24 protein-coding genes are annotated in these 23,927 nt (G+C 46.3%); 14 read left to right on the top strand and 10 right to left on the bottom strand.

What is annotated here, in order from left to right:
* Window positions 1–97: 97 nt before the first annotated feature.
* From QUB13_RS14060 to QUB13_RS14050, 3 genes are read right to left on the bottom strand one after another with little or no spacing between them, the layout of a single operon-like run.
* Window positions 98–949: a S1 family peptidase gene (locus QUB13_RS14060; RefSeq protein ID WP_333381750.1), complete on the bottom strand. Its 852-nt coding sequence runs from the start codon at window positions 947–949 to the stop codon at window positions 98–100.
* A gap of 1 nt (window position 950) precedes the next feature.
* On the bottom strand, window positions 951–1,388 hold the full coding sequence (locus QUB13_RS14055) for a COP23 domain-containing protein (protein WP_333381823.1): 438 nt from the start codon (window positions 1,386–1,388) through the stop codon (window positions 951–953).
* A gap of 30 nt (window positions 1,389–1,418) precedes the next feature.
* A complete protein-coding gene (locus QUB13_RS14050) occupies window positions 1,419–1,685 on the bottom strand; it encodes a hypothetical protein (RefSeq protein WP_333381747.1) in 267 nt (88 codons plus the stop codon).
* Window positions 1,686–2,263: 578 nt separating this feature from the next.
* On the opposite strand from QUB13_RS14050, the gene QUB13_RS14045 reads away from it, so the two are divergent.
* From QUB13_RS14045 to QUB13_RS14035, 4 genes are read left to right on the top strand one after another with little or no spacing between them, the layout of a single operon-like run.
* Entirely contained in the window at window positions 2,264–2,755 is a 492-nt protein-coding gene (locus tag QUB13_RS14045) for a hypothetical protein (protein ID WP_333381744.1), read from the top strand.
* 4 nt (window positions 2,756–2,759) lie between these two features.
* A complete protein-coding gene (locus QUB13_RS14040; RefSeq protein ID WP_333381741.1) occupies window positions 2,760–4,571 on the top strand; it encodes a tetratricopeptide repeat protein in 1,812 nt (603 codons plus the stop codon).
* Window positions 4,572–4,595: 24 nt separating this feature from the next.
* Window positions 4,596–4,775, top strand: coding sequence for a DUF6888 family protein (locus tag QUB13_RS30465; protein WP_442922167.1), 180 nt, complete (start codon window positions 4,596–4,598; stop codon window positions 4,773–4,775).
* Window positions 4,776–4,777: 2 nt separating this feature from the next.
* Entirely contained in the window at window positions 4,778–4,996 is a 219-nt protein-coding gene (locus QUB13_RS14035) for a DUF6887 family protein (protein WP_194068052.1), read from the top strand.
* Between the two features lie 116 nt (window positions 4,997–5,112).
* Here QUB13_RS14035 and bchM read toward each other — a convergent pair whose 3' ends face one another.
* From bchM to nagA, 3 genes are all read right to left on the bottom strand, one after another.
* Entirely contained in the window at window positions 5,113–5,799 is a 687-nt protein-coding gene (bchM, locus tag QUB13_RS14030) for a magnesium protoporphyrin IX methyltransferase (RefSeq protein WP_333381739.1), read from the bottom strand.
* A 96-nt stretch (window positions 5,800–5,895) separates the two neighbouring features.
* Window positions 5,896–6,045, bottom strand: a complete 150-nt coding sequence (locus tag QUB13_RS14025) for a hypothetical protein (protein ID WP_333381736.1) — start codon at window positions 6,043–6,045, stop codon at window positions 5,896–5,898.
* A gap of 13 nt (window positions 6,046–6,058) precedes the next feature.
* Window positions 6,059–7,288 carry an N-acetylglucosamine-6-phosphate deacetylase gene (gene nagA, locus QUB13_RS14020; RefSeq protein WP_333381734.1) on the bottom strand — a complete coding sequence of 410 codons (1,230 nt, stop codon included), beginning with the start codon at window positions 7,286–7,288 and terminating at the stop codon, window positions 6,059–6,061.
* 323 nt (window positions 7,289–7,611) lie between these two features.
* Here nagA and purE point away from each other — a divergent pair, with 323 nt between their 5' ends.
* The 4 genes from purE to QUB13_RS14000 all read left to right on the top strand — a co-directional run bounded on the left by purE (window position 7,612) and on the right by QUB13_RS14000 (window position 13,187).
* Window positions 7,612–8,139, top strand: a complete 528-nt coding sequence (gene purE, locus QUB13_RS14015; protein WP_333381731.1) for a 5-(carboxyamino)imidazole ribonucleotide mutase — start codon at window positions 7,612–7,614, stop codon at window positions 8,137–8,139.
* 76 nt (window positions 8,140–8,215) lie between these two features.
* Entirely contained in the window at window positions 8,216–9,814 is a 1,599-nt protein-coding gene (locus tag QUB13_RS14010; protein ID WP_442922166.1) for an ammonium transporter, read from the top strand.
* Window positions 9,815–10,231: 417 nt separating this feature from the next.
* A complete protein-coding gene (locus QUB13_RS14005; protein ID WP_333381726.1) occupies window positions 10,232–11,146 on the top strand; it encodes an SGNH/GDSL hydrolase family protein in 915 nt (304 codons plus the stop codon).
* A gap of 592 nt (window positions 11,147–11,738) precedes the next feature.
* On the top strand, window positions 11,739–13,187 hold the full coding sequence (locus QUB13_RS14000; protein WP_333381723.1) for an ammonium transporter: 1,449 nt from the start codon (window positions 11,739–11,741) through the stop codon (window positions 13,185–13,187).
* Window positions 13,188–13,296: 109 nt separating this feature from the next.
* Here the strand turns inward: QUB13_RS14000 and QUB13_RS13995 are convergent, their stop codons facing one another.
* Window positions 13,297–13,686 (bottom strand): GxxExxY protein, encoded by a 390-nt coding sequence (locus QUB13_RS13995; protein WP_333381720.1) that lies wholly within the window; start codon window positions 13,684–13,686, stop codon window positions 13,297–13,299.
* 202 nt (window positions 13,687–13,888) lie between these two features.
* On the opposite strand from QUB13_RS13995, the gene QUB13_RS13990 reads away from it, so the two are divergent.
* The 6 genes from QUB13_RS13990 (at window position 13,889) to QUB13_RS13965 (ending at window position 18,814) form a co-directional block, all read left to right on the top strand.
* Window positions 13,889–15,094 (top strand): 4-hydroxy-3-methylbut-2-enyl diphosphate reductase, encoded by a 1,206-nt coding sequence (locus QUB13_RS13990; RefSeq protein WP_333381717.1) that lies wholly within the window; start codon window positions 13,889–13,891, stop codon window positions 15,092–15,094.
* Between the two features lie 591 nt (window positions 15,095–15,685).
* Window positions 15,686–16,267, top strand: coding sequence for a hypothetical protein (locus QUB13_RS13985; RefSeq protein WP_333381714.1), 582 nt, complete (start codon window positions 15,686–15,688; stop codon window positions 16,265–16,267).
* A 203-nt stretch (window positions 16,268–16,470) separates the two neighbouring features.
* Complete coding sequence (locus tag QUB13_RS13980) at window positions 16,471–17,292, top strand: IS66 family transposase (RefSeq protein ID WP_333381712.1); 822 nt, start codon at window positions 16,471–16,473, stop codon at window positions 17,290–17,292.
* 180 nt (window positions 17,293–17,472) lie between these two features.
* Window positions 17,473–17,853, top strand: coding sequence for an ATP-binding protein (locus QUB13_RS13975; protein ID WP_333381709.1), 381 nt, complete (start codon window positions 17,473–17,475; stop codon window positions 17,851–17,853).
* Window positions 17,835–18,086: a response regulator gene (locus QUB13_RS13970; RefSeq protein ID WP_333381821.1), complete on the top strand. Its 252-nt coding sequence runs from the start codon at window positions 17,835–17,837 to the stop codon at window positions 18,084–18,086. The genes QUB13_RS13975 and QUB13_RS13970 overlap by 19 nt, the downstream gene beginning before the upstream one ends.
* Window positions 18,087–18,316: 230 nt before the next feature.
* A complete protein-coding gene (locus tag QUB13_RS13965; protein WP_333381706.1) occupies window positions 18,317–18,814 on the top strand; it encodes a hypothetical protein in 498 nt (165 codons plus the stop codon).
* Window positions 18,815–18,878: 64 nt separating this feature from the next.
* Here QUB13_RS13965 and QUB13_RS13960 read toward each other — a convergent pair whose 3' ends face one another.
* The 3 genes from QUB13_RS13960 to QUB13_RS13950 all read right to left on the bottom strand — a co-directional run bounded on the left by QUB13_RS13960 (window position 18,879) and on the right by QUB13_RS13950 (window position 23,752).
* Window positions 18,879–19,244, bottom strand: a complete 366-nt coding sequence (locus QUB13_RS13960) for a response regulator transcription factor (RefSeq protein ID WP_039886668.1) — start codon at window positions 19,242–19,244, stop codon at window positions 18,879–18,881.
* Window positions 19,245–19,838: 594 nt separating this feature from the next.
* The gene (locus QUB13_RS13955; protein ID WP_333381703.1) at window positions 19,839–22,190 is read right to left on the bottom strand and encodes a GumC family protein; all 2,352 of its coding nucleotides are present in this window, start codon (window positions 22,188–22,190) and stop codon (window positions 19,839–19,841) included.
* A 44-nt stretch (window positions 22,191–22,234) separates the two neighbouring features.
* Window positions 22,235–23,752: a polysaccharide biosynthesis/export family protein gene (locus QUB13_RS13950; protein ID WP_333381700.1), complete on the bottom strand. Its 1,518-nt coding sequence runs from the start codon at window positions 23,750–23,752 to the stop codon at window positions 22,235–22,237.
* Window positions 23,753–23,927 lie beyond the last annotated feature (175 nt).

Below are 23,927 nucleotides of genomic sequence, written 5' to 3'. Positions count from 1 at the left end.
AACTAAATATCTTGCAATTTCTCACCGCTCCGCCAGCGATTAAAATCCCTGTCTCAAAGCAAAAGTCCACTTAAGTGGACTTTTGCCACTTATTTTCTTAGTCCGCGCAGGCGGACTTTGTTTGACAAGAAGCGATTTTAATCGCCGATTGACTATTAGCCTGGTAATTAAACAATGAACTGTAAGGCGAAATAAACCGCAAATAGGTACTAATCGGAATTCCCCAACTAGAATTAACCATTTGCTCTAACATTCTCCCTGACGGTTCTGTTCCATCTTCAAACGCATACACTCCAAAATCTGGATCGCGATTTTTTACCCGCCCATTAATGCCAATTAATAACCCCTGACTGTTAAAAATTGGCCCGCCGCTCATCCCGACAGCAATATCATTTGTGTAACCCAAACGATAGCCTTGAGCGAGTGATTTTGGCGGCAGCACTGATACAACGCCTTGAGTAAACCGAAATGCCAGAATTCCTTGCTCGAATGTAGTTGTTGAACTACCTCCCCGATACATCGGAAATCCGGCGGCAAATACAGGTTCTCCTACTGTTAATAAATCGGTGCTAATTCTGGTTACTTGATACTGAATGGAACTGCGAAATTGGACGATCGCCAGATCCGCATTTCCCAACTGCAACGGCGCTCCCAAAAGCCGATACTTCTGACCGTCGGGCGCAATAATGGTATGCTGCTGGCTGAACGCCACAACGTGCCAACTCGTCAGCACTGTATAAACTTGCCCCTGTCGCCGGACGATCGCCCCGGAACCAGAAGCAGTCGGTGTTAAAATTCGCACCGTCATCAACCTCGCCAACCGCTCAATATTGGCACTTTGACTCTCAGCAACCCCATAATTCGCCATCACAGGTTGAGCGGCGATTCTTAGTGGAAAAAGACTCGCCGCGATCGCACAAATTGCCACCATGCGTAGCAAATTGCTCACCTTAAAGCTCCCGCATTCCACCGCCAGTGGGCTGTTGAGGTGCCGGCTGATTGTTAGCCGGTGCGGGTCGATTGTTAGCCGGCGCAGGAGGCGCTACAGAGTTGCCGCCTTCCTCCCCTAACCGCGGGCGCGCGTCAATGTAAGGCATCGCATCGCTTTCAGACAGCGCAGGCGCACCCGCTTGCCCCTCGCGCAACCCCATGAATTGATACAATGTACGAACTGCGTCTTGACCTGGTTTGAGTGTATAAATCAAGCCGTCGCAGCGTGAGTTGACTTGACTAGCGGTGCAAATCACTCGCTGTCCGTTCATGTAGCCAACTGTCACAAACTTTAGCTGTTTGTTCTGGCGGAAGGTTTCCAAGCGCCCGCTGACTTCGCGGCAGCGCGTCATGGGATCGTAGCCAGAGTCGCGGAAGTAGTCGGAAACCCAGTTAATCCAAACCTCCCGTACCCCTTGGCGGTTTTGCTACACCGTCGCGGGCGAACCGGATGAAGCATCGCACATAAACCCTGACGCTGATTGGCTTTGGCTGGGTTTAGGGCTCACAGCTAAGCTGCCGATCGCGATCGCCCCCGCTAAGACAGTCAGAAATTGCCGTTTAATCGAACTCACCATCAAATTTACCGCTGAAGACATATCTGTTTCCACCTTCTGAATTGACTTAGCTTTGCTGTTGCTGTCGCCTGCTTTATCAGCCCGATCGCCTGCTGTATCCTCTGACAAAAACCTCATACCTTCTTACTCCCTAAATTCCAGCCTTTATTTACATTGCGGAAATAGCTTGATGTTTTTACGCATAGTTCCAGCTTTTGTAACAATCATTTACACGATCGCTCCCAAAGCCACAGACAGTGAAGCACCTATTACCCGCGATCGCACAACAAATAGCAGCCTTGCATCCGCACAATCCCCATCCGCCAGAAACTCCATAGTTCTTACCTCCAAAATGGTGTTTGCAAAAATTTAATTATTGAATAACTTTTAACCCGTAACTCAGTGTAAAATCAATGCACATTCAAAACTCACAATTGTGCAGTCACAGGCAGCAGTCACCAACCTCTGACATCAAATCAGGTTGCATCGGAATGATATAGAGGACACGGCAGTGCCGTGTCCCTACAATTGATCGCCGTAGGGACACGGCACTGCCGTGTCCTCCGTTTTTATAATTCCGATGCTAACGGATTTGATATGACATTTCGCTGCCCTACGCGATCGCACTTAAGACATCACACTTTTTCAAACATCCCAGGGGTTATCCCCCCTAAATACACCGCGCGATCGTACTTATACCTATAGGTAAACTACCGATGAATCAAGCAGAGTTTATCACCATTTACAACAATTTAGGCAATAAATGCAAGCAAGTTTTGCAGCACAAACTAGCTATAACACCCAACAAACAAATCGCCCAACTTCTCGAAATCAAAGCAGAAGCAACTGTTCGCCAACATTTAACAAAAGCATATCAAGCCTTTGGTTTGGGAGACGACAAGCGCTCAAGCTGGTCAGATTTGCAGTCATTGTTTTTTCAATTCATGCCAGAATTAATCCCGGCGCAACCTGTAGAAACACAACCATTAAATTCTCGCTGGGTTGAACGAACTTCAGATATTACTAAACTCCAAAAATGGACATCAGAAAATTTCAAAATTTTGATAATAGTAGGAGAAGGCGGGATCGGCAAAACTACCTTGGCACAGCAATACTTAGCAAGTTGCCAATTTGAAAAAATCTTAGATATGAAAATTGCCCTAACTCCCGAAAACTTGCGGAGTGCCGATTCATTTGTACAAACTTAGCTGCATGCAACAAGATTTTCAAGAAGATGCACCCAGAGATTTTAGCCTCAGTTTAAACTTGCTAGAAAAAAAGCTGCGTCAAATCAAAGTCGCAATTTTCATAGACAACTTAGAACCTGCCTTATGCAACGGTATGTTTTTACCTGAATACCGCAATTATGTAGAATTACTGCGGGTACTCAGCGATCTGAGAATCAAAGGAGTCACCCTGATTACCAGTAGAGAAAAATTAAAAGAACCAGATATCAGAGGCGTTCAAACTCACAGTTTGACAGGCTTGAGTCCAGAAGCATGGCAACAATATTGTGAATATCCCAAAACTTCGGAAGATTTACAAGCTCTGCAAGAAATGCACGCAGTTTACAAAGGCAATGCTCTGGCAATGGAGGTGGTGTACAATGATATTCACAATAATTATGATGGAGATATTGCCGAAGCTTGGCAACAAAACCGCCAGGAATTACAGCAGCTAGATCCATTTTCGTTTCTTATCAACAATCAGCTAAATCGCCTCAACGCTCACTCTCAGCAAGCTTACCGCTTGCTATGCCGTTTGGGAGCTTGTCGGTATCAAGAAATTGAATGGTTGCCAGATACTTGTATCAAGGCTTTGCTGTGGGATGTAACGCCAGCAGAACAATTGAAAGTAACGCGGCAGTTGTGCGACTATTCCTTGCTACAATTACATCGGGGCAAATACCGAATGCACCCAGCAATTCGGGCGGCGGGTTTGAATCAGTTGCAAAAGAGCAGCGAATGGGAACAAACTCAAAGGGCGATCGCAAAACATTGGTTTTCTAGTGTAGAACACATTCAATCCCCTCAGTTAGGTTTGCAAGTTTTAGAAGCTTACTATCATTTTCGAGAAATTGATGATTGTGATTCAGCCTGGGATGTATTGTGCCGCCCTGCTATACCTATTTTACCAGAAGAATTGTTTCTATATTTTTTATCTTGGGGATACATTGGTCAAACTCTAGAATTAGCAGAAAAACTGGTAAATCGAGTTTTGCCTAACCGGGAAGCAAGTCTGTATCGCTGCATCGGCGACTGTCACGCCTATTTACTAGCAGATGGCTTTGAGGTAGCTCTAGAATATCACCGCCAAGCTCAATTTGCTGCTAAGCGTGAAGGCGATAAATGGACAGAATTCAACTCATACAGTGATATGGGTTTGTGCTATATTGCTGCTGGTGAATACGAGTTAGGATTAGCTATTTATCAAGCCAAACTCGATCTAGCTTTATCTCCAGTATCTCCTGCAATTCAATCTCGGTTAAATAGTTGTTACTGCGAAGTTGCTCTCCTGCACTCTTATTTAGAACAAGGAAGTGAGGCAAAGGCAGCATTGAAAGAAGCTACAAGACACTTGCAACAACCTTTAGAAAGCGTTCCGCCTTGGCAAGCTTGTTGGGATTTGAATATGGCTGGTTTAGCACAAAAACATATTGGCGAGTACGAACAAGCTAAGCAAACTTTAGAGCAAGTTGTGGCGATCGCCCAAAATTGCAACTTTACATCAGACATCGCCCGTGCCTGGTACATTTTGGGCGACGTTTTTCGGCAAAGCAATGATTTTTCAGCTTCTTTGAAATATCAAAACCAAGCTATTGAATTTTATACTAAAATTGGTGCTAAGTACGAATTAGGTATTAGCAATTATTACCTCGGCTTGACTTACCGGGATTTGGGAGAATTAGAAATAGCTCAGAATCACTGGCAGCAAGCTATTCAAATATTTAATCAAATGAAAACGCCTAAACAAGTGAATAAAGTTCAAGATTGTCTGAATGGCAATTTTAGCCAAAAAGTCTAAAATGAAAAGTGGTGAGTTTCAGGAGTGCAAGCTATTCCCACGACAGCACAGATATGGCAAACCTTCGTTCTTTGTTGCTGGGCAACAAAATTGTATCGGAGTGTTCACTTAGTCCGTATAGATGAGCGGACAGGAAATGTGTTCATCTTAGTTGGTGAAGAAATCGAAATCGAAATTAAACCCAATGGAGAATGGATTAAATAAATATGAAACCCAACTTCAATGAAATGAGCAAAAAAGAGTTACGCGCTTATGTACTCGCTCATCGAGATGATAATGAGGCATTCTATGCTTATGTTGATAAAATCAACGCAGAAGGGAACCGGGTAACGCATCCACCGCTAAAATCCTTAGAGGATATGGAAAATTATCCAGAGTTTATAGAAAAACTCCGGGGCGATCCGGGCCACCAAGAATCAGCTTAGATGTAGTTGGGGCGGGTTCACCTAAATCTTTGACACGGATCAACAAATTGTATAAACCCGCCCCAACAGCCAACAAACGATCTAAATTGACCTCGGAATTTGCTGATATTTTTAACCTATTTCCGCACGGCTTCCAGCAAGCGAGAATAGTAAAAGCTAGTGCTATTCATGGCTGTTCTGTTAATCGAAAAACCGTTGCTTTCTAGGATTTTGATAATATCTGCTTCGCGGTGCTGGTAAGCGCGGGTAGTTTTGCTCGGGCCGGGGAAAAGTTCGCCAAATTTTTTGAGGGCGGTAAGTGCTACAGTTTTGGGGGCAAAACTGAGAATAAGTCGCGATTGGGCGATCGAGCTTAAGTGAGCGATCATTTCCGCGGCTTTATTTTGAGGATAGTGGATCAGCACGTCCAGACAAATAACCGTGTGAAATTTGCCGGTTAAGGCTTCTAAATCTTGGGTTGCGAAGGATATGTTGTAGAGCTTGCCGGGAACTGCTGTCGATCGATCGTAGGCTTCTGCTACCATCTTTTCAGAGATATCGCTAGCGCAAACAATTGCACCAGCCTCAGCTAGGGGAATGCTCAAAGATCCCACACCGCAGCCGGCATCGCAGACAGCCAGCCCCCGCAAATTGCCGTCAGCTTGCAGCCATTCGATGACTGTATCCACTGTTTTCTGGTGCCCGGTACGGATGTCTAGCTGCACTTTATTGACTTTGCCGTCGCCGTAAATTCGCTGCCAGCGATCGAATCCCGTCGAGTTAAAATACTGTCTAACTATAGTCTTGTCGTCTACCAAATTCATCGATCTGCCTGCTGCTGAGTTATTGCCAACGGTTAGATATTATAGCAGAAGTCATTAGTCATTAGTCATTAGTCATAAGTCATCAGTCATCAGTCATCAGTCATTAGTCATTAGGAAAAATTCCCATTCCCAATTCCCCATTCCCAATTCCCCATTCCCAATTCCCCATTCCCAATTCCCCATTCCCAATTCCCCATTCCCAATTCCCAATTCCCAATTCCCCATTCCCCATTCCCCATTACCCATTACAATCTAAAATCTAAAATAGTCTGTGCCAAGTTAATTCTTTTGTCGCTGCATTCAAATTCCAGCGCAAAAGTTGAACAGCAGGTTGGCCGATAATTCCCGAAAGTCCGATCGCCTTTCTGGGAGATTCAGTTGCTAGGGCGATCGCACTTTCGGGTTCGCAAATCCCCCACTTCACCAAATTCTGCACTCCCGCCAACAGCGGCAGAGTTGTACCTGCCAAAGTAGCAGATTCCAGGGGCGTGTGGTAATCCAATCTTACCCAAGCCGTACCTTTTCTGACTTCAATTTGTCGGGAATCCCAAGGATAAACACCTTCAGGCAAACCCAAAGGAGCTAAAGCATCGCTGACCAAAAAAATGCCTTTTTCGTAGCCGCCTGCGCGAAGCAAAAAATCGATCATTGTGGGAGAAACGTGCTTTCCGTCAGCAATTAAACCGCATTTTGCGCCCGGACAAACGATCGCAGCGCCCAACAAACCCGGTTCTCGGTGGTGCAAACTCGGCATCGCATTAAAAGCGTGAGTTACCATTGAAGCACCGCTGGCAAATGCTTGCTGCGCTTGCTCTGCCGTTGCTTGGGAGTGTCCGAGACTGACGGTAATTCCCAAACTTTGCAAGTAGGGAATGACTTCGCCGGTGCTGTCTAATTCAGGTGCTAAAGTAATTATTTTGACAACTTCGGCACAATCTCCTAAAACTTGTTTGACATTTTCTATAGTTAGCGGTAGTAAAAACTCAACTGGGTGAGCTCCTCGCTTCTGTGGGTTGAGAAAAGGGCCTTCGAGGTGAACGCCGATAATTTCCGCTATTTTTGTATTATTTGTTGTTGGAGCAGCGTTTTTTGTACTGCGGATATAATCAGCTACCGTCGAGAGCGATCGCCTAAACTTTTTCAGCGAAGTTGTTACCAAAGTCGGCAAAAAAGCATCAACTCCCTGACACCATAAAAATTGACAAATTTTAGGTAAAATTTCAATTTCTTTGCTTTCTAAATCGGGAAAAGCAAAACCGAGAGCTCCGTTAATTTGCAAGTCAACACCGCCCAGGGAAATCCAATCGCCTGCTGCATCAACCACTTGCAAATCTGGAGGACAAATCCGTTTAAATACTGCATCCATCGGGCAAACTTCTTGAATGATGCCCGCTTCGTCAACAGCAAGCATTTGCAAATCCTTGCAACCGGGGATGCGAGCATTGAGAATATTGATAGGGGCTGCTGTTGGGGTTGTGGCTTCAGTCATCCGATTTTAAATTTTAGATTTTAGATTTTAGATTTTTCGGCTGCGCCGTACAAGTTTTAGATTTTAGATTTTAGATTTTTCGGCTGCGCCGTACAAGTTTTAGATTTTAGATTTTAGATTTTTCGGCTGCGCCGTACAAGTTTTAGATTTGCTCGCCTCGATCTGGGGGTTGGTGATGAGGATGCGGAGCTTTTTGTTTTCTGCACTTTTGGCTTGTGACTAAATTGCTCTCCTGCATCAGTTTGGCTACAAAATATCTAAATTTTAGTTGACGCGATAATTTAAAATTACCATTATTCTGAAATCTCACATCTGAAAATTGCATGAATCAACCGATAGTTGGAATTATTATGGGCAGCGATTCGGATTTGCCTACCATGTCTGATGCGATCGCCATTTGCGAAGAATTCAACATACCTTGCTCTGTGGCGATCGTCTCGGCCCACCGCACTCCCCTACGCATGGTAGAATACGCCCAAACCGCTCACCAACGGGGCTTGAAAGTCATTATCGCAGGTGCTGGGGGAGCGGCACATCTGCCGGGAATGGTAGCATCTTTAACTCCTTTGCCAGTGATTGGCGTGCCGGTACCGAGCCGCCACCTGCAAGGGGTAGATTCGCTGTACTCGATCGTGCAAATGCCAGCCGGGATACCGGTGGCAACAGTAGCGATCGGCAATGCTAAAAATGCCGGCTTGCTGGCAGTTCAAATATTAGCAGTTTCTCAGCCAGAATTGCTAGATCGAGTCCTCGCATACCGCAAAAACTTGTCCGAATCTGTAATGAATAAACAAAATCAGCTAGAAAATATAGGTTATCAGAACTATCTCAATCTGAACAATAATCTATAAACTTCTGTAGTAGAATTGGAAAGTTTTCGGGTTCTTACCGATCGGAACAGTTATAAAAAGGGCAAAAATGATCAAAATGACTGTCGGGAAAAAAAAATCGAAACAATTCAGGCGGGAGTCTTTAGATTTACCAGCGAAATCTTTTACAAAAGTTAACAGGTTCCAGAAATTACAAAGGGCGATCGCCCGCCTGAGCCCGAGTTGGCAAGCCTGCATACCCTTAGCTGTACTCGTATTCTCGCTTTGGGGATATGCCGCAGTAGCCCAAACGCCTGCCGCCCCAACCACCGAGGAACAATTGGCAAGCCTCAAAGTGGGCATGGATACCATGTGGGTGATGGTGACTGGAATGCTAGTGTTCTTTATGAACGCGGGTTTCGGTATGTTGGAAACCGGTTTTTGCCGTCAAAAAAACGCGGTTAACGTGCTGTCCAAAAACTTGATTGTTTTTGCACTGTCAACGATCGCGTTTTGGGCGATCGGCTTTGCGTTAATGTTCAGCAACGGCAACGGTTTTATCGGCAGCAGCGGCGGATTTTTCCTGTGGAATGTGGCTGACAACAGCCCCGCCACAGGAGATGCTTATCAAGGCATCTTCAACGCCTTAAACTGGACGGGAGTGCCCCTCAACGCTAAATTCTTTTTCCAATTAGTTTTTGCGGGAACTGCTGCCACGATCGTTTCTGGGGCAGTTGCAGAGCGCATTAAATTTCTGGAATTCTTAATTTTCTGCTTGCTGTTAGTAGGCATTGCTTACCCGATTACCGGACACTGGATTTGGGGTGGCGGCTGGCTGGCAACAGCAGGATTTTGGGATTTTGCCGGTTCGACGGTGGTTCACTCGGTAGGCGGTTGGGCTGCTTTGATGGGAGCGGCATTTCTCGGGCCGCGGCTGGGCAAGTACCGAGACGGCGATACTGTGGCGATGCCGGGACACAACATGAGCATTGCTACCCTGGGCTGTTTGATTCTGTGGTTGGGTTGGTTCGGGTTCAATCCCGGTTCGACAATGGCACTCGATCCAAACGCGATCGCCCACATTGCGATCACCACCAACACCGCCGGTGCTTTCGGGGGAGTTGCCGCCACGATTACCGCTTGGCTTTACCTGGGCAAACCCGATCTTTCGATGATTATCAACGGCATCCTCGCCGGCTTAGTCGCCATAACAGCGGGCTGCGCTTGGATCAACATACCCAACTCTGCCATTATTGGCACGATCGCCGGCATCCTGGTAGTTTTCGCCGTAACTTTCTTCGACAACTTGAAAGTTGACGATCCTGTAGGGGCAACTTCAGTTCACTTAGTCTGCGGTATTTGGGGAACTCTGGCAGTTGGTTTGTTTGCTGACGGGCCTACAACTGGACTTTATACCGCAGGCCCGACAGCCGGATTGCTCGTGGGCGGAGGTTTCGGTCAACTCTGGGCGCAGTTTGTAGGCGTGATCTCAGTAGGCGGGATGACCGTGTTGCTGAGTTCGATTTTTTGGGTGGCACTAAAAGCTTTGCTGGGTATCCGCGTTTCTCCTGCTGAGGAGGCTGAAGGTTTGGATATCGGCGAACACGGGATGGAAGCTTACACGGGTTTTGTGAAGCAAACTAGCTTGGAAAACAGAAGTGATGCCAGCTACGGCAGTTATGCTGGAGGCTCTGGCGACAGGACTACTAAACTTTAGACCAAACTTGAGAGGGTGCGATCGATCGACTTTCTTCAGCTTTCTGGCCCTAGATTGGCGATTTGTACGTGAATCTAGGGCTGGATTCACCTTAACAAACCGGGTTGGTGCGTCCAACCCTCTTTCAAAAAAAACGCACCTCTAAAACAGCCCTCAATCCTTATGTAGTAACTCATACCCCAATTTCAAATCTCAAATCTCATATCTCAAATTGTCGGATTTGTGTGCCAGAAAGTTTGGCAGCCAGATTTTTTATGATAAAGTAGTGCCAAAAAGCAAAGTTCTGCATCGCCGTCGCGCCCTCCCACAGTACAGTGCTTGATTCTTACCAGAATTGAGGCGAAAATCGAGCGGTCAAATTTGATGCAGCAATTAGTGCTAATGATTCAGTGTGGTGTCTGCAAATAGCTTGAGTTTATGGAGAAGTTTGGAGGAGTTAGCAGAAGTAGAACTCATAAATCCCTCTTAGGGATGGAAGTTAGGCGATCGAAAAGAATTCCGGTTTGGGCTTTCTTATCTCTGGTGACAAACGCGCTACTAATCGCCGCGATCGCTCAAATGCTCGCCAGGGGACACAACATTACAGAAAGCTCTACGGAGAGTGCTGCGGTTGCAGGAGGCACTGAGGAACTAATTCGCTCTGTGACGGCGACAAACTCTACAAAAACATTGCTAGACGTACCCGTTCCGGGACAGCGACACAAATGGACTTACCAGGAGTGGGTGATGCAGTTGGGCCGGGAAGCTGAGGCGATGGCGGCGAATCGACCCCCAAAACTCAGTGTTTTGGCTGGGGATTCTTTGAGTATGTGGTTTCCAGCAAAGATGTTGCCGCCCGATCGCATTTGGCTCAATCAAGGGATTTCGGGGGAGACTTCCGTGGGTTTGCTCAAGCGCTTGCAGTTGTTAGATCGCACGGCACCCGATACAGTGTTTGTCATGATCGGGATTAACGATTTGCTGCGCGGGGCCAGCGACGAAGGGATTTTGGACAACCAGCGGCAGATTATTCGCGATTTGCGGTGGGCTCACCCGAAAGCACAAGTGGTGGTGCAGTCGATTTTGCCGCACAGCGGGGAACAAGCAACTTGGGAAAATCGCGATCGGCTGCTGGCGATTCCTAACAGTCGAATTCGCTCCATCAATCGGCGGCTCAAAGAAATTGCTAGTTCTGAAAATGTTTTGTATCTCGATTTGCAGCCGCTGTTTGCGGATGCTGACGGCAATTTACCAATCGAACTGAGCACAGACGGCTTGCACCTTAACGATCGAGGTTATCTGGTTTGGCGATCGGGCTTGCAAATGTTTGCTCTGATGCAGTTAAAAAATTAGTTAGCAGTCATCCGTCAACAGTCATTAGTCAGCAGTCATTAGTCAGCAGTCATGTTTTGCTGTCCCTCCCGATCGAACGTTATTAGTTATTAGTCAACAGTCATCCGTCAACAGTCAGCAGTCAGCAGTCAACAGTCATCAGTCATCAGTGAAAAAGATGAAGGATGAAGTCATATTCTCCCGAACACTCCCCCTCTTTACCCGATCGCGACTTGTCAGCCAGCTTCGCCGAAGGAAGCCTTTATAGCTTTCTTCCCCTGTCCCGTTTCCGCTTCCACGGGTTATGTCAAATACCACGGAATAGATTTAAAAAATCCAATTTTTGAAATATCTAGTATACGTTGATACAGAATAATACTTTCTACAAATGGTGCAATCCAAAAGGCATAGGCTATTAGATTGATAGTTGACCAATTTAGATCGATCCAGTTGTGTGTAGTCGGGCAGTTGAGGACTAGGGAATTATCTATTGAAGATTGGTTCCGCTCAAACAGGGACTTAAAACCAAATAACTATTGCATCTAAAATCCTCGCATCTAAAATCGGCTCCGTCTTCCCTAAAAAATGCTGAGTATTAGAAGGTAAAAATAACGTGTTCAAAAGAAGTTTCACGATCGGCATCCTCGCACTGTGGCTGTTAAGCGGGCCACTGATGGACAATGCCTTAGCTCAAGATGCTCCTGCTGCTGTTCCTGCGGCGGCTGCGGTGGTGGCGAATCCGATCGACACCGGCGATACGGCATGGATGTTAGTCTCATCAGCACTGGTGTTGTTAATGACACCAGGACTAGCGTTTTTCTACGGAGGGCTGGTGCGATCGCGCAACGTCCTCAATACCATGATGATGAGCTTAGTCATGATGGGACTGATCGGAGTCACATGGACGCTGTGGGGCTACAGTTTGGCCTTTGACGTTTCCACTCCAGCCTCCCAAGGCTTTGCTAAAGGGATCGAAAGCTTCATTGGCGGCCTGGACTGGATGTTCTTAAACAACGTCGTCGCAGACAAACCAGATCCGATCGGCTACGCACCTACAATACCCCACCAAGTATTCATGGTTTACCAGATGATGTTCGCCATCATCACTCCCGCCTTGATTTCCGGGGCGATCGTCGAACGGGTAACATTCAAAACCTACTTCTGGTTCGTGCTGCTGTGGTCAACCTTCATCTACTCACCTTTAGCGCACTGGGTTTGGGGTAGAGGCTGGCTGGGAGCGATCGGAGCTCTAGACTTTGCCGGCGGTACAGTCGTCCACATCAGTTCCGGCGTATCAGCCGTAGTCGCAGCTTGGGTAATCGGGCCCCGCAAAGACCACTTAAACAAGCCCCACACCCCCCACAACGTACCCTACGTCTTGCTAGGAATTGGACTGCTGTGGTTCGGCTGGTTTGGCTTCAACGGCGGTAGCGCTTTGGCATCCGGTTCCTTAGCCACAGTAGCTTTTGTCACCACCATGATTGCTACCGCAGGCGGCGGCTTAACTTGGACAATCATCGAATGGGTACTCAGAGGCAAACCGACAGCAGTCGGAATTGCTAGCGGTTTCCTAGCGGGATTGGTAGGAATCACACCGGCGGCTGGATTCGTGCTGCCAGTGGGGGCGCTTTTGATCGGATCGATCACTTCGGTTTGCTGCTTCTTTGCCGTTAGCTGGCGCGCTAAGCTGGGATTTGACGATACTTTAGATACCTACCCGATTCACGGCCTCGGCGGGACTGTAGGGGCGATGCTGACTGGCGTATTTGCGACTAAAGCCGTTAACGCTGCCGGAAATGACGGGCTGTTTGCTGGAAATCCGGGGCAAGTCGTGACCCAGTTTATAGGTGTTCTGGCTACTTACGTGTTTGCGGCTGTCGGCACTTTTGTGATTTTGAAAATTTTGGGGCAGTTTATGGAACTGCGAGTATCCTCATCTGCTGAAGACAAGGGTTTGGATATTGACCTGCACGGGGAAGAAGCTTACGGTGAGGATTTTGCCGGCGGTTTCAGTTCCTTTGAATCTGGTTCTCCTTTTGCGCCGAAGAAGGTGGGAGGCTGATTTTTTCGGGTAAGTGCGATCGTGTAGAGATGCAGTTATCTGCGTTTCTACGCTTTTTTTAACGAACCGCGAAGGCGCAAAGAGCGCGAAGGAAGAGGAGGAAGAAGGGTTAAGATGAGAGAATTATTCGTTTGATGCCTTCTTTGAGGATGGGAACGTTGAAGTTGATGAGAATGCCTAGGGTTTTTTTTGTCATTTTGAGATAGGAGATAACTTGGGCTTCGTGGATGGGAGCTAGCTTTTCGACAGCTTTTAGTTCGACAATCAGGATATCGCCAACCAGAAAGTCTAATTGACCTTCGCCGACTTGATGACTTTTGTAGGTGATTGCTACTGGCTTTTTAGGCTCACAAAGTATCCCCCGTATCCCAAATTCAACTTCTAAGGATTCCTGATACACTGATTCTAAAAATCCTGGGCCCAACAGCCGATGCACCTCGATCGCGGCCCCAATCGCTCTATAAGCCAACTGTTCTACCTGTTCGCCCAATTCTCTCATTCTTCTTTCTTCTTCCTTCGTGTCCTAGCGCTTACGCGCGGCTTCGCCTAACGCGTCTTCGCGGTTCATTCCCTCTTCCCTCTCACTGTGTCGATCGCACAAATAGCATATCTCCTCCCTCCCTACTGAAGCAAATAATCCCGATCGCGCCCAGGCCTTCTAAAATCAAAGGTAATTCACCTAGATTTGAACTCAATACCGCATGGATACTAAAGCTTTTAAACGATCGCTCCAACAGTCTGAAAACTACCACCGCAAGGGTTTCGGACACGAAGCTGAGGTAGCTGACGTGATGCAGACTGCTTATCAAAGCAGTCTGATCCAGCAAATTCGCGACAACAATTACAGGCTTGAGCGCGGTGGCGTCACCATCCGGCTGGCTGAGGCTTTTGGCTTTTGCTGGGGCGTGGAACGCGCTGTGGCTATTGCTTATGAGGCTCGCCAGCATTTCCCCACCCAACGGATTTGGATTACTAATGAGATTATTCACAATCCTTCTGTCAATCAGCATTTGCGCGATATGGAGGTTGGTTTTATTGCTGTTGAAAAGGGACAAAAAGATTTTTCGGTTGTCAGTAGCGGCGATGTGGTAATTTTACCGGCTTTTGGGGCTAGCGTCCAAGAAATGCAGTTGCTTAATGATAAAGGCTGCAAGATTGTTGATACTACTTGTCCTTGGGTTTCTAAGGTTTGGAATACTGTTGAGAAGCACAAGAAGAAAGATTATACTTCGATTATTCACGGTCAGTACAAGCACGAAGAAACTGTTGCTACCAGTTCTTTTGCTAATAAGTATTTGATTGTTTTGAACTGGGCAGAAGCTGAATATGTCAGCAATTATATCTTGCACGGGGGCGATCGTGCTGAGTTTTTGGCTAAGTTTAGCAAGGCTTATTCTGCTGGTTTTGACCCGGATTTAGATTTGGAGAGGGTAGGGGTTGCCAATCAAACTACTATGCTCAAAACTGAAACTGAGAATATTGGTAAGTTGTTTGAAAAGACGATGCTGCGGAAGTTTGGGCCGTCCAATCTTAATGAACATTTTCTGAGTTTTAATACTATCTGCGATGCAACTCAGGAACGGCAGGATGCTATGTTGAGTTTGGTTGAGGAAAAGTTGGATTTGATGCTGGTGATTGGCGGTTTTAATTCTTCTAATACTACTCACTTGCAGGAAATTGCGATCGACAAAACTCTTCCTTCTTATCACATTGATTCTGCCGAGCGCATTTTACCTGGAAATCGCATCGAACACAAGCCTTTAGGGGGAGATTTGATTGTCACCCAAAATTGGCTGCCTGATGGTAATATTGTGGTGGGCGTTACTTCTGGCGCTTCGACTCCAGATAAAGTAGTTGAGGATGCGATCGATCGCATTTTGACAATGAAAGCCGCTGTTATTGCCTAATTATCTGGTTCGGACACTGCACTCAAAATCATCATTTTCTCCGTGCAGTGCGATCGTCTACTTCCCAGACTATAATTTCGATACCAGCGGATTTGATGCCATACCATTTATCAAAAGTCGTGCAGCAGTAATCCTAGGGTGCGCCGTCATTAAAAATCCTTAAAAAAATCGACTTTTAGGGTAGCGACGCACCCTAGGATTACCCCTAAAAATTATCCGCGTAAATCTCCGTTTATTTGCGGTTCGCTTCCTACCAATTTCTTCCCTTTTAAACAATATTTTTTGAATAAAAAATTTAAAAATCGCCTTTTTTTTGAGTAAAAAGCTTGACAGACTTGAATTTATAAAGTATATTTTAAATAATGGAAGTGGTGGCAATTTTAAAATTAGACTTTCCACTTCTATTATTTAAAATATACCACAAAATTTAAGTATCCGCTCAATAAGTAGGGGTAGCAGAGCAAAAAAAAGTAAGCAGAGTACACAAAGTGTCATAAAATAGGAAACATGACGCCAAAGATTATTTCACAAAACAAGTCATCCTCCAATATACTGCAAACCATCGACCCAAAAAGGATTGCAGACGAATCAATGCGTCAGACAGTAGAGATATTACTGAATCTAATAGAGCAATTACAATTAAAAGTCAAAGACTTGGAGTCAGAGAATCAACGGTTGAAAGATGAAAACAACCGATTGAAGGGAGAACAAGGAAAACCAGACATCAAAGCTAACTCCAAAGGATTCAAAAGTCAGCACTCATCAGAAAAAGAACGAAAAACGCCAAAAAAGCACAAAAAAGGCAGTAAGAACGCCACGATTAAAATAGATCAAGAAGAAATACTAGAATATCCCACAGACCAACTGCCAGCAGATGCAGAATTTAAAGGATACGAACAAGTAATCATCCAAGATATCAGCTTGGCAACCGACAACATATTATTCCGCAAACAGAAATATTACTCGCCCTCAGTTGGGAAAACTTATGTAGCAGAATTACCATTAGGCTACGAAGGAGAATTTGGACCAGGCATAAAAGCCTTAATCATCAGTTTGTACGCTAGGGGGCAATATGACCCAAGGCAAACTACTAGAATTTTTAGCAGATTTAGGTATTTCCATCTCAGCCGGTTATTTATCCAACCTGTTAATCAAAAACCACTCCGGTTTTGAAACCGAGAAAAAAGAAGTTTATGATTCAGGACTAGCGAGTAGTCCTTGGCAACACTTCGACCAAACAGGTGCGCGTGTAGGTGGAGTCAACCATACCACAAATATCATCTGCAACCCTTTATATACAGTCTACTCGTGCGTCAGCCAATAAAGATAGACTGACGGTACTGAAAGGATTACAGCCCGGACGAGAATTAGAATTTATGCTGAATCCACTCACATTCTCACTAATTCAGGACTTCAAAATCCCGATTAAATGGCAGAATGTTCTCAAGCTATTACCTCAAGAAACCGTGTTGAGTGAGTCACAGTTTAATCACCTACTCAATAAGTATGTACCCAAACTGGGTGCTCAACAACTGACCCGGATTAGGGAAGCAGCAGCTATTGCTTTCTATCATCAGCAAACTGATTACCCAGTCGTACAAACTCTTTGTTGTGATGATGCTCCCCAATTCAAGTTAATCACTACTGAGCGAGCGTTATGTTGGGTACACGAGGGAAGACATTACAAAAAATTAAGCCCAGTATTCGCTTGCCATCAAGTAATTTTAGGGAAATTTATCGAAGATTTTTGGGATTATTATCGGGAATTATTAGCTTATAAAGATGCTCCCAGTCCCGAAGCTGCAATGCTTTTAAGGTCTAAATTTCTGCGGCTTTTTGAAACTCCAAGCGGCTATGAATTGTTGGATGAACGCAAACAATTAACTGCGACAAAAGTATCGGAGTTGCTCAGGGTTTTAGAGCATCCTGAATTACCTCTGCACAATAATCCGGCTGAGTTAGCTGCCAGAACTATGGTGCAGCGACGTAATATTAGCTATGCAACTCAGACGATTGAGGGTACTCAGGCTTGGGATACTTTTATGTCTCTTGTTGCTACTACTCGTCAGTTGGGAATCAGTTTTTTCGAGTATGTGCGTGACCGAATTTCTCAACTTGGAATTATTCCCTCTCTATCTACTATTATTCGCGAAAAGTCTTCTCTTTATCCCTTGGGCTTGTCTTGGCAACTAGAATAACTCCTTCCCCTACTTATTGAGCCGATACAAATTTAACTTAAATCAATAGATAAAAACTCCTTTTTTTGCGCGACGATTTTAGATTTACTTGCAGCGCCGTGAATCAAGCGACTTGATTGGGAAGTTGAGCTGGCTGTTACCGATAGGGGAATTGCGATTGCTGCGAATTTTCTGCCCTACGTGTTTGAGTGTGTCCGGCAAGCCGATGCTACGATTACTCGCAATTATAGTGGTTTGGGGCTGGAGATATCAATTGTGCGGCAGTTGGTGGAACTGCACGGCGGTAGGGTTTGGGCCCAGAGTCCGGGACTGGATCTCGGCTCGACTTTTGCTTTCCGCCTTCCTTGGATTCAGATAAATTCGATCGCCTGCGAGGAAGCACAGGTGTTTGCGGGCGCTGGTAATTTACGGGGAGTTAAGGTTTTGGTGGTTGATGACGAGGTTGATTCGCGGGAATTTATGAGGTTTGTCTTGGCAGATTCCGGGGGGCTGTCAGGGCTGCATCCTCAGCAGCAGAGGCGTTGGAGACTGCTGCTGAGTTTGTGCCGGATGTTGTGGTGAGCGATATTGGAATGTCGGAGGAAGACGGCTATTGGCTGCTGAAAAAACTGCGCTGTTTGGCTGGGGGAAAAGGAGGGAAATTGCGGGCGATCGCCCTGACGGCTTATGCTAGGGAGGAAGACCGCGCGATGGCTTTGAAAGCTGGTTTCGATCGGCATCTGGCTAAACCGGTGCAACCCGATGTCTTGGTGGAGATGATCGTCAGTTTGAAGCTGCAAGCGATCGCCAATTAAAATAACCCAATTAATTATTAGTAATTATGTTGGTAGTGAGGATGACCGTCCGCATTCGGAAAAAACTAAAGTTCTCACTACGAACCTGTCATAAAGTTGGTTTGTAGTGAGGATGACCGTCCGCATTTGGAAAGGACTAAAGCCCTCACTAGGAACCTGTCATAAAATGGCGATCGACTGATTAATTTGTGTTAATATTCTAAAATATCCAAAAACCACGCGGTAATTAAGTGGACAAACTTCAGACAGACATAGAGGCAATTTGCTCTCAAATCGAAGCTTTGCGCCGGGAACGCCAGCAGATAAGCATTGGCGCTGCTGTCCCCGCAGGTGATTCGCCTCAAGCCATCGCCGATGCTTACCGCCGTCACGCGAGGGAAACAGCAGAAGTCTCGGCAGAAGTCAAGGGGATAGATGACGCGATCGCAGCTTTGTCTGCTCAACTGAATCAAAAACAGCAGCAGTCGGTAAATTTGCAAAGAATCAGTCCGATGGAGCAGCAAGTTGAAGAGGGAAGAGAACTCGCTCGCGGACACGCAGAACGGATTAACCAACTGGCGGGGGAACTGGCTGCTGAAGTGAAAGAACTTAAAGCCATCGCCGACCAAATTAGTCCCAGTTACTGGCAGGTTTATTACAAACCTTTTATTACGGGTTTTAAAAGTATTTCTGTTCCCTACGTGCGATCGGACGGGGATGTTTGGACTATTGTCAATCGAGTAGTTTAGAGAGGCTGCGGGAACAGAAATCGGCAGCACTCAAAACTTTTTTTTCTGTCCCTATTCCTCAATTTCAACCACGCAGCAGTTGCTTGATAGTTCCCACCAATTCTTGAGGGTGAAATGGTTTGGCAATGTAAGCGTCTGCTCCTTGTTTCATTCCCCAGTAGCGATCGAACTCTTCGCTTTTGCTCGAACACATTACCACAGGCAAATTCTGAGTTTTGGGGTCGCTTTTGAGCCGGCGACAGACTTCGTAGCCGTTCATCCGGGGCATCACGATATCCAGAACAACTAAATCCGGGCGGTTGGCTTTGATTTGCTCTAGAGCTTCTACGCCATCACTAGCTACTGTGACGTTGAGTCCCCTACCTTTGAGCAAGTCGGCGATCATCTCCCGCAGAGTGACGCTATCATCAACAACCATAACTGTACTCATAAAGATACACTCATAAAAATACTCGGTAAGTGGGAAATTCAGAGTCTTTAGACCTGAGATGGGTGGTTAGATGTAGCCCGCGCGAGCCACGACTACGGCAGTTTTAACTGCGGCGACCATTCAATATGGCCGGCGGAAATTGTTCTTTCAAACGAGCGTGTATTTAGACCTGGGTAACAAACATATTTCCACCTAGTTTCTGCATTGAAACTTTTACGAACTTCTGGTAATGTACCGTTATATATATTACCCTTGGTTAAATATAACTTACCCACTTTTGTTGACTATCTTACTTTTTATTAAAATTACCGAGAAATCTCGGTTGACAGAGCTAGCTCTGTTTGCTAGTTTATCACTGTTATCTCAAGAATAGCATTTTTGCCTCAAAGTCTGATTTTGTCCGTGTCCTTTTCCATGCTAGCAGGATACCTCAACCCAGGCCAGGGACAGAGCTGTTTGATTCTCTTGTAGGGGCAATCTCCCGTGCTTGCCCCCATCTGCCCATCTGCCCATCTGCCCATCTGCCCATCCACAGAAAATGAAACAGCCCTGCATCGTTAGTGGTCTACCGAAAGGTTGACCTCTTGGTCAAGCTCAAATACGAGTATCTGGTGTTTTACTACCCAAAACCGGGAGTTGATTGTTGTAGACAGTATCAAAACCCATGGGTCGAGGCGACGAGGCTTGTCTAGAGCCTTTAATCCCATTCACCACAGTTCCTAAGACAGAAGCACCGGAAATTTTTAGTCCTTCTAATGCTTGAATGACCTGAGAGCGGTCGGTGCGATCGATCTTCACCACCAACAATGTGCCATCAGTCTGAGCAGCCAGGATATGTGCATCCGCAAGCCCCACCAGCGGTGGAGTGTCATAAATTACTAAGTCGAAAAAGGCTTGAAATTGCTCCATGAGATAGATCATTTTTTTGGATGATAGGAGTTTAATCGGATCGGGCGGGGTATGGCCAGCAGTCAGCACGAATAGGTTGTCTTCTTCTAACGATCGTTGGATCGCGTCATTAAGGCTGAGGTCTGTGGCGATCGCATCACTAAGTCCGCGCACGTTTGGCAAGCCCAACCGGAGGTGAAGTTGAGGCAAGCGCAAATCTGCGTCTACCAGCAACACTCGCAGACCCACACTCGCTGCCGTCTTCGCCAAGTAAAAGGCAACCGTAGACTTGCCATCGCCTTTTACGGGTGAAGCGATCACTAGGGAGCGCATCGACATCCCTGGACTTAGCAAGCGGAGATTTGTGTAAAGGGAGCGGAAGGCTTCTAAAAAGTAATAATCCAAATCTCCGTGCAAATTGCTGCCCCTCGCCGCCTCTAACTGTGGAGCCTTTGGGGGATGTGCATCGCTAACATTCTTCATCACTGGTGTCCGATGCTTCGATTTTCGGGTGATTTTCTTGAGTTTTTGGATCCGGGGCACCACACCTAAGACGGGCAGTTTAGTACCCCACTTCACTTCTTCTGGTGTGTGGAAAACCGTGTTCAGAACCTCTACTAGAAAACCTACTGCCACACCAAACAGGAGACTCAACACTAATGCGATCACCAAATTTTTCGTCTTGTTTGTAGCAGTCACCGATAAAGGACTGCCCTCTTCATTCGTCATTATCGATGGTTCATTGATGAGCGTCCACGGCGTGTCCTGCTGCCCCACACCTAGCTTCAGGGTTTCCCGTTTAGATAAAAACACCCTCAGGCTCTCTGTCGCCACCCCTAACTCTCGCTCTAAATCCCCATACTGTCGCATGACCGAAGGCAAATCTTTGATGGCTTTATTCAGACTACTTTCACTTGCCATCAGACTCTGCTGCCGAGCTTCTAGCTGCTGGATTTGGCCTGCCACAGTCTTGATCGTCGATTCAGCCTCTTTCTCCAACAGGCGACGCATATTTTTCTGTTTTTCTCGCAAAGACTGCATCGGCGGACTATCTTCACGATATTGGGTAGAACTAACTGCCAGTTGAGTTTCTATCGTCTGGAGCTGACCTATTAATGTTTCATACATTTTCGGATTGATAGCCACTACTCCGGCTGTATTTCCTTGACTTAGCTGTTCCTTAAGATTTTTGTACAACTTCCTCGTTTCAGCAAGCTGCCCTTCCAGAGAAATTTGCTGAGAGCTAATACCGCTCGCTTGATCAGTAAAGCTTCTACTGCTTTGATCTGGCAAGCTCAGATTAGCTTGCTGCCGTAGCGATTGCAATTGCCGCTGGAGCTTATCTACTCGCATCCGCAGCGCTGGGAGCTGGCTGTCAATGTACGCCATACCCCTTGTCGTCTGCTTCAGGCGCTCTTGGCGGCTGTACTCTAGATAGTATTTGGAAACAGTACCTAAAACAGACTTAATTTTAGCCGGGTCTTTATCCTGGTAAGTGAACTCTATAATTTTTGTGCCAGCTTCTTTTCCATCTTTGGCATAGGTAATGCGGTTAATTTTTAACTGATTATTGATTTGCTTATAAGTAATATCTCCATAATTAGCTTGCACTTTCTCTAATAGTGGTATCAAAAGTTTCGGGCTCTTTAGAACTCGCAACATAGTCGGATAATCTACCATACTGCTGTCTTCGACAGAGGAACCGACTTTGTTAACTTCATCAGCACTAAAATTAGCACTCTGAGACTGAATCAATAATTGAGACAATCTACCTTCAGCCGTGATTGGCTCTACTAAAACCTGGAACCCACCTTGATAGAACCTGTCAATTTTCTTCGTTGTCCACAGTACCAGCGACCCAGAAATTCCGCCCAGCAAAAGTGCGATCGCCACCATAATCCCCATTCTTCTTTGCAATACGGCAAACAGCCAGCCCAAATCCAAAGGCTGTTGCTCATCGCTAGTTTCAGAATTCCCTAGAGAGATACCATGCGCTGCCTGATGCTGAACTCCATTACGCTTCGAGGCTGTTGACTGGAAATTATATTCTGTACTCATATTTTTGCTTACTCCTACTGTTAATCCACCATCACTAACAATTTTTATCTAGGCAATCTGATAAGTCCCAAGCTATTCAGGAATGATAGGATCGCATTGCCAGTGCTGGGTATTGCCAGAACGGCACCAATGGGACTTAAAATCAGGTTAACGGTGTCTATTACTCCGGCTGTAGTAGAGCGCCTGACTACAATGATATCTTTACTGCGGACAACGGGGTTGGTCAGCTCATTGATTCCTTGAGCAAAATCAATTTCTACCATACGCCGAGAAACAGTTCCATCAAAATTGAGGCGGATGAGTTCCACCGAAGTCTTTTTAGCTCTACTGGTATTGAATCCTCCAGCCGCCATCAACGCTTGGTTCAGGGTGGTGTTGCTTGCCACCTCCACCACTCCTGGCCTGACTATTTCTCCCACCACATTCACTTGAATCTTAGCCGGAGAAAAGCTAGCGTCGGCGATTTGAGATATTTCTGCCGGATTGATTTCCGTCGCAGTCAGAATGACGATGGAATCTCCGTCTTGCACAATCGTATCTTGATTGACATCACCGCTTTCCAAAAGTTGCCAGAGGTTAACGGTAAAGATTTGTTCAGCGCCAGCACTGGTGGGGCGACGCACTAGAACTTGGCGAATGTCAGCTTGAGGCTTAAGACCTCCAGCTAGCTGAATCGCCCGCGTCACTGTTGGCAGTCCTTGGACGCCTTGGCCCGGGGCGGTATCTCCTCCGACTACGACATACCGCCCCGGTCTGACTACTTCTCCTACCACTGCTACTGTGCGAGCTTGATTGGCGGGGGAGGAAAAGGTAGAAACAGCAATTTGGCGGGCTTCTGCTAGATTCACTGCGGTCGCAGTGGGTACGAAAATGGTATCTCCATCCCGCAAAGTAATATCCACAGGCACATTGCCTGTCTGTAAGTATTGCCACAGATCGAAGGTCGTGGTTTGGATTTGACCCACTCCGCCCACCTTTCGGCGCAGCTCTACCCGCCGAATGTCAGCGATTTGGGTCACGCCCTGAGCTTTTTCTAAAGCTTGCACTAAAGTGGGAAACTGTACGGAAGGGACATTACCTGCTCCTGAGTTGAGAGCAATGGTATAAGAGCCTGGGCGGTTAACTTCTCCTGAAATCCAGACGTTGAGAGGCCGTGTTGCTTGCAGACTAACTGTAACCTGGGGGCGTTTGAGAATCTGTCTATAGGCTTGGGAAATAGCCGTACTTGCTTGTTCCAGAGTCAGTCCTTGGATCGAGATACTGCCAATTAGAGGTAACTGGATCACCCCACCCGCCGGAATCTGGTAGCTGCCACTAAATTGGGGCAAGTCGAAAATATCGACGCGGATGTTGTCTCCGCCTCCTAGAGTGTAAGTACCGCTTGCATTTGAGGGGTTAGCTGGCACTGAAGCAATATTTGCATTCTGCAAAGTTGGCAGTTGAGCGGTGGTAGAATCTGCGCCGACTATAACGATTACAGCCAACAGGCTCAGACAGGCTACTATTTGGGTTATTGGTCTGGGCAAATTTGCATTCACCATGTACAACCTAATTTGTTTCATTACTTTAATGTAACCTGGTCGTTGAGGAACTGCCAACTGTGACAACTGATGAAAGCGATCGCATCTTCAAAATCCCCTGAACACTTTTGAGGATTTTGATTATATTTAAAGAGAAGTTCCGATTCTAGTTATTTTGGGCTAGACAGGGAAAGAAAACAATATCAAGGTCAGTTCT

The sequence above is a fragment of the Microcoleus sp. B4-D4 genome (genome assembly GCF_036705185.1).
Taxonomy (GTDB): domain Bacteria; phylum Cyanobacteriota; class Cyanobacteriia; order Cyanobacteriales; family Microcoleaceae; genus Microcoleus.
This window is presented reverse-complemented; position numbering and strand designations above follow the sequence as displayed.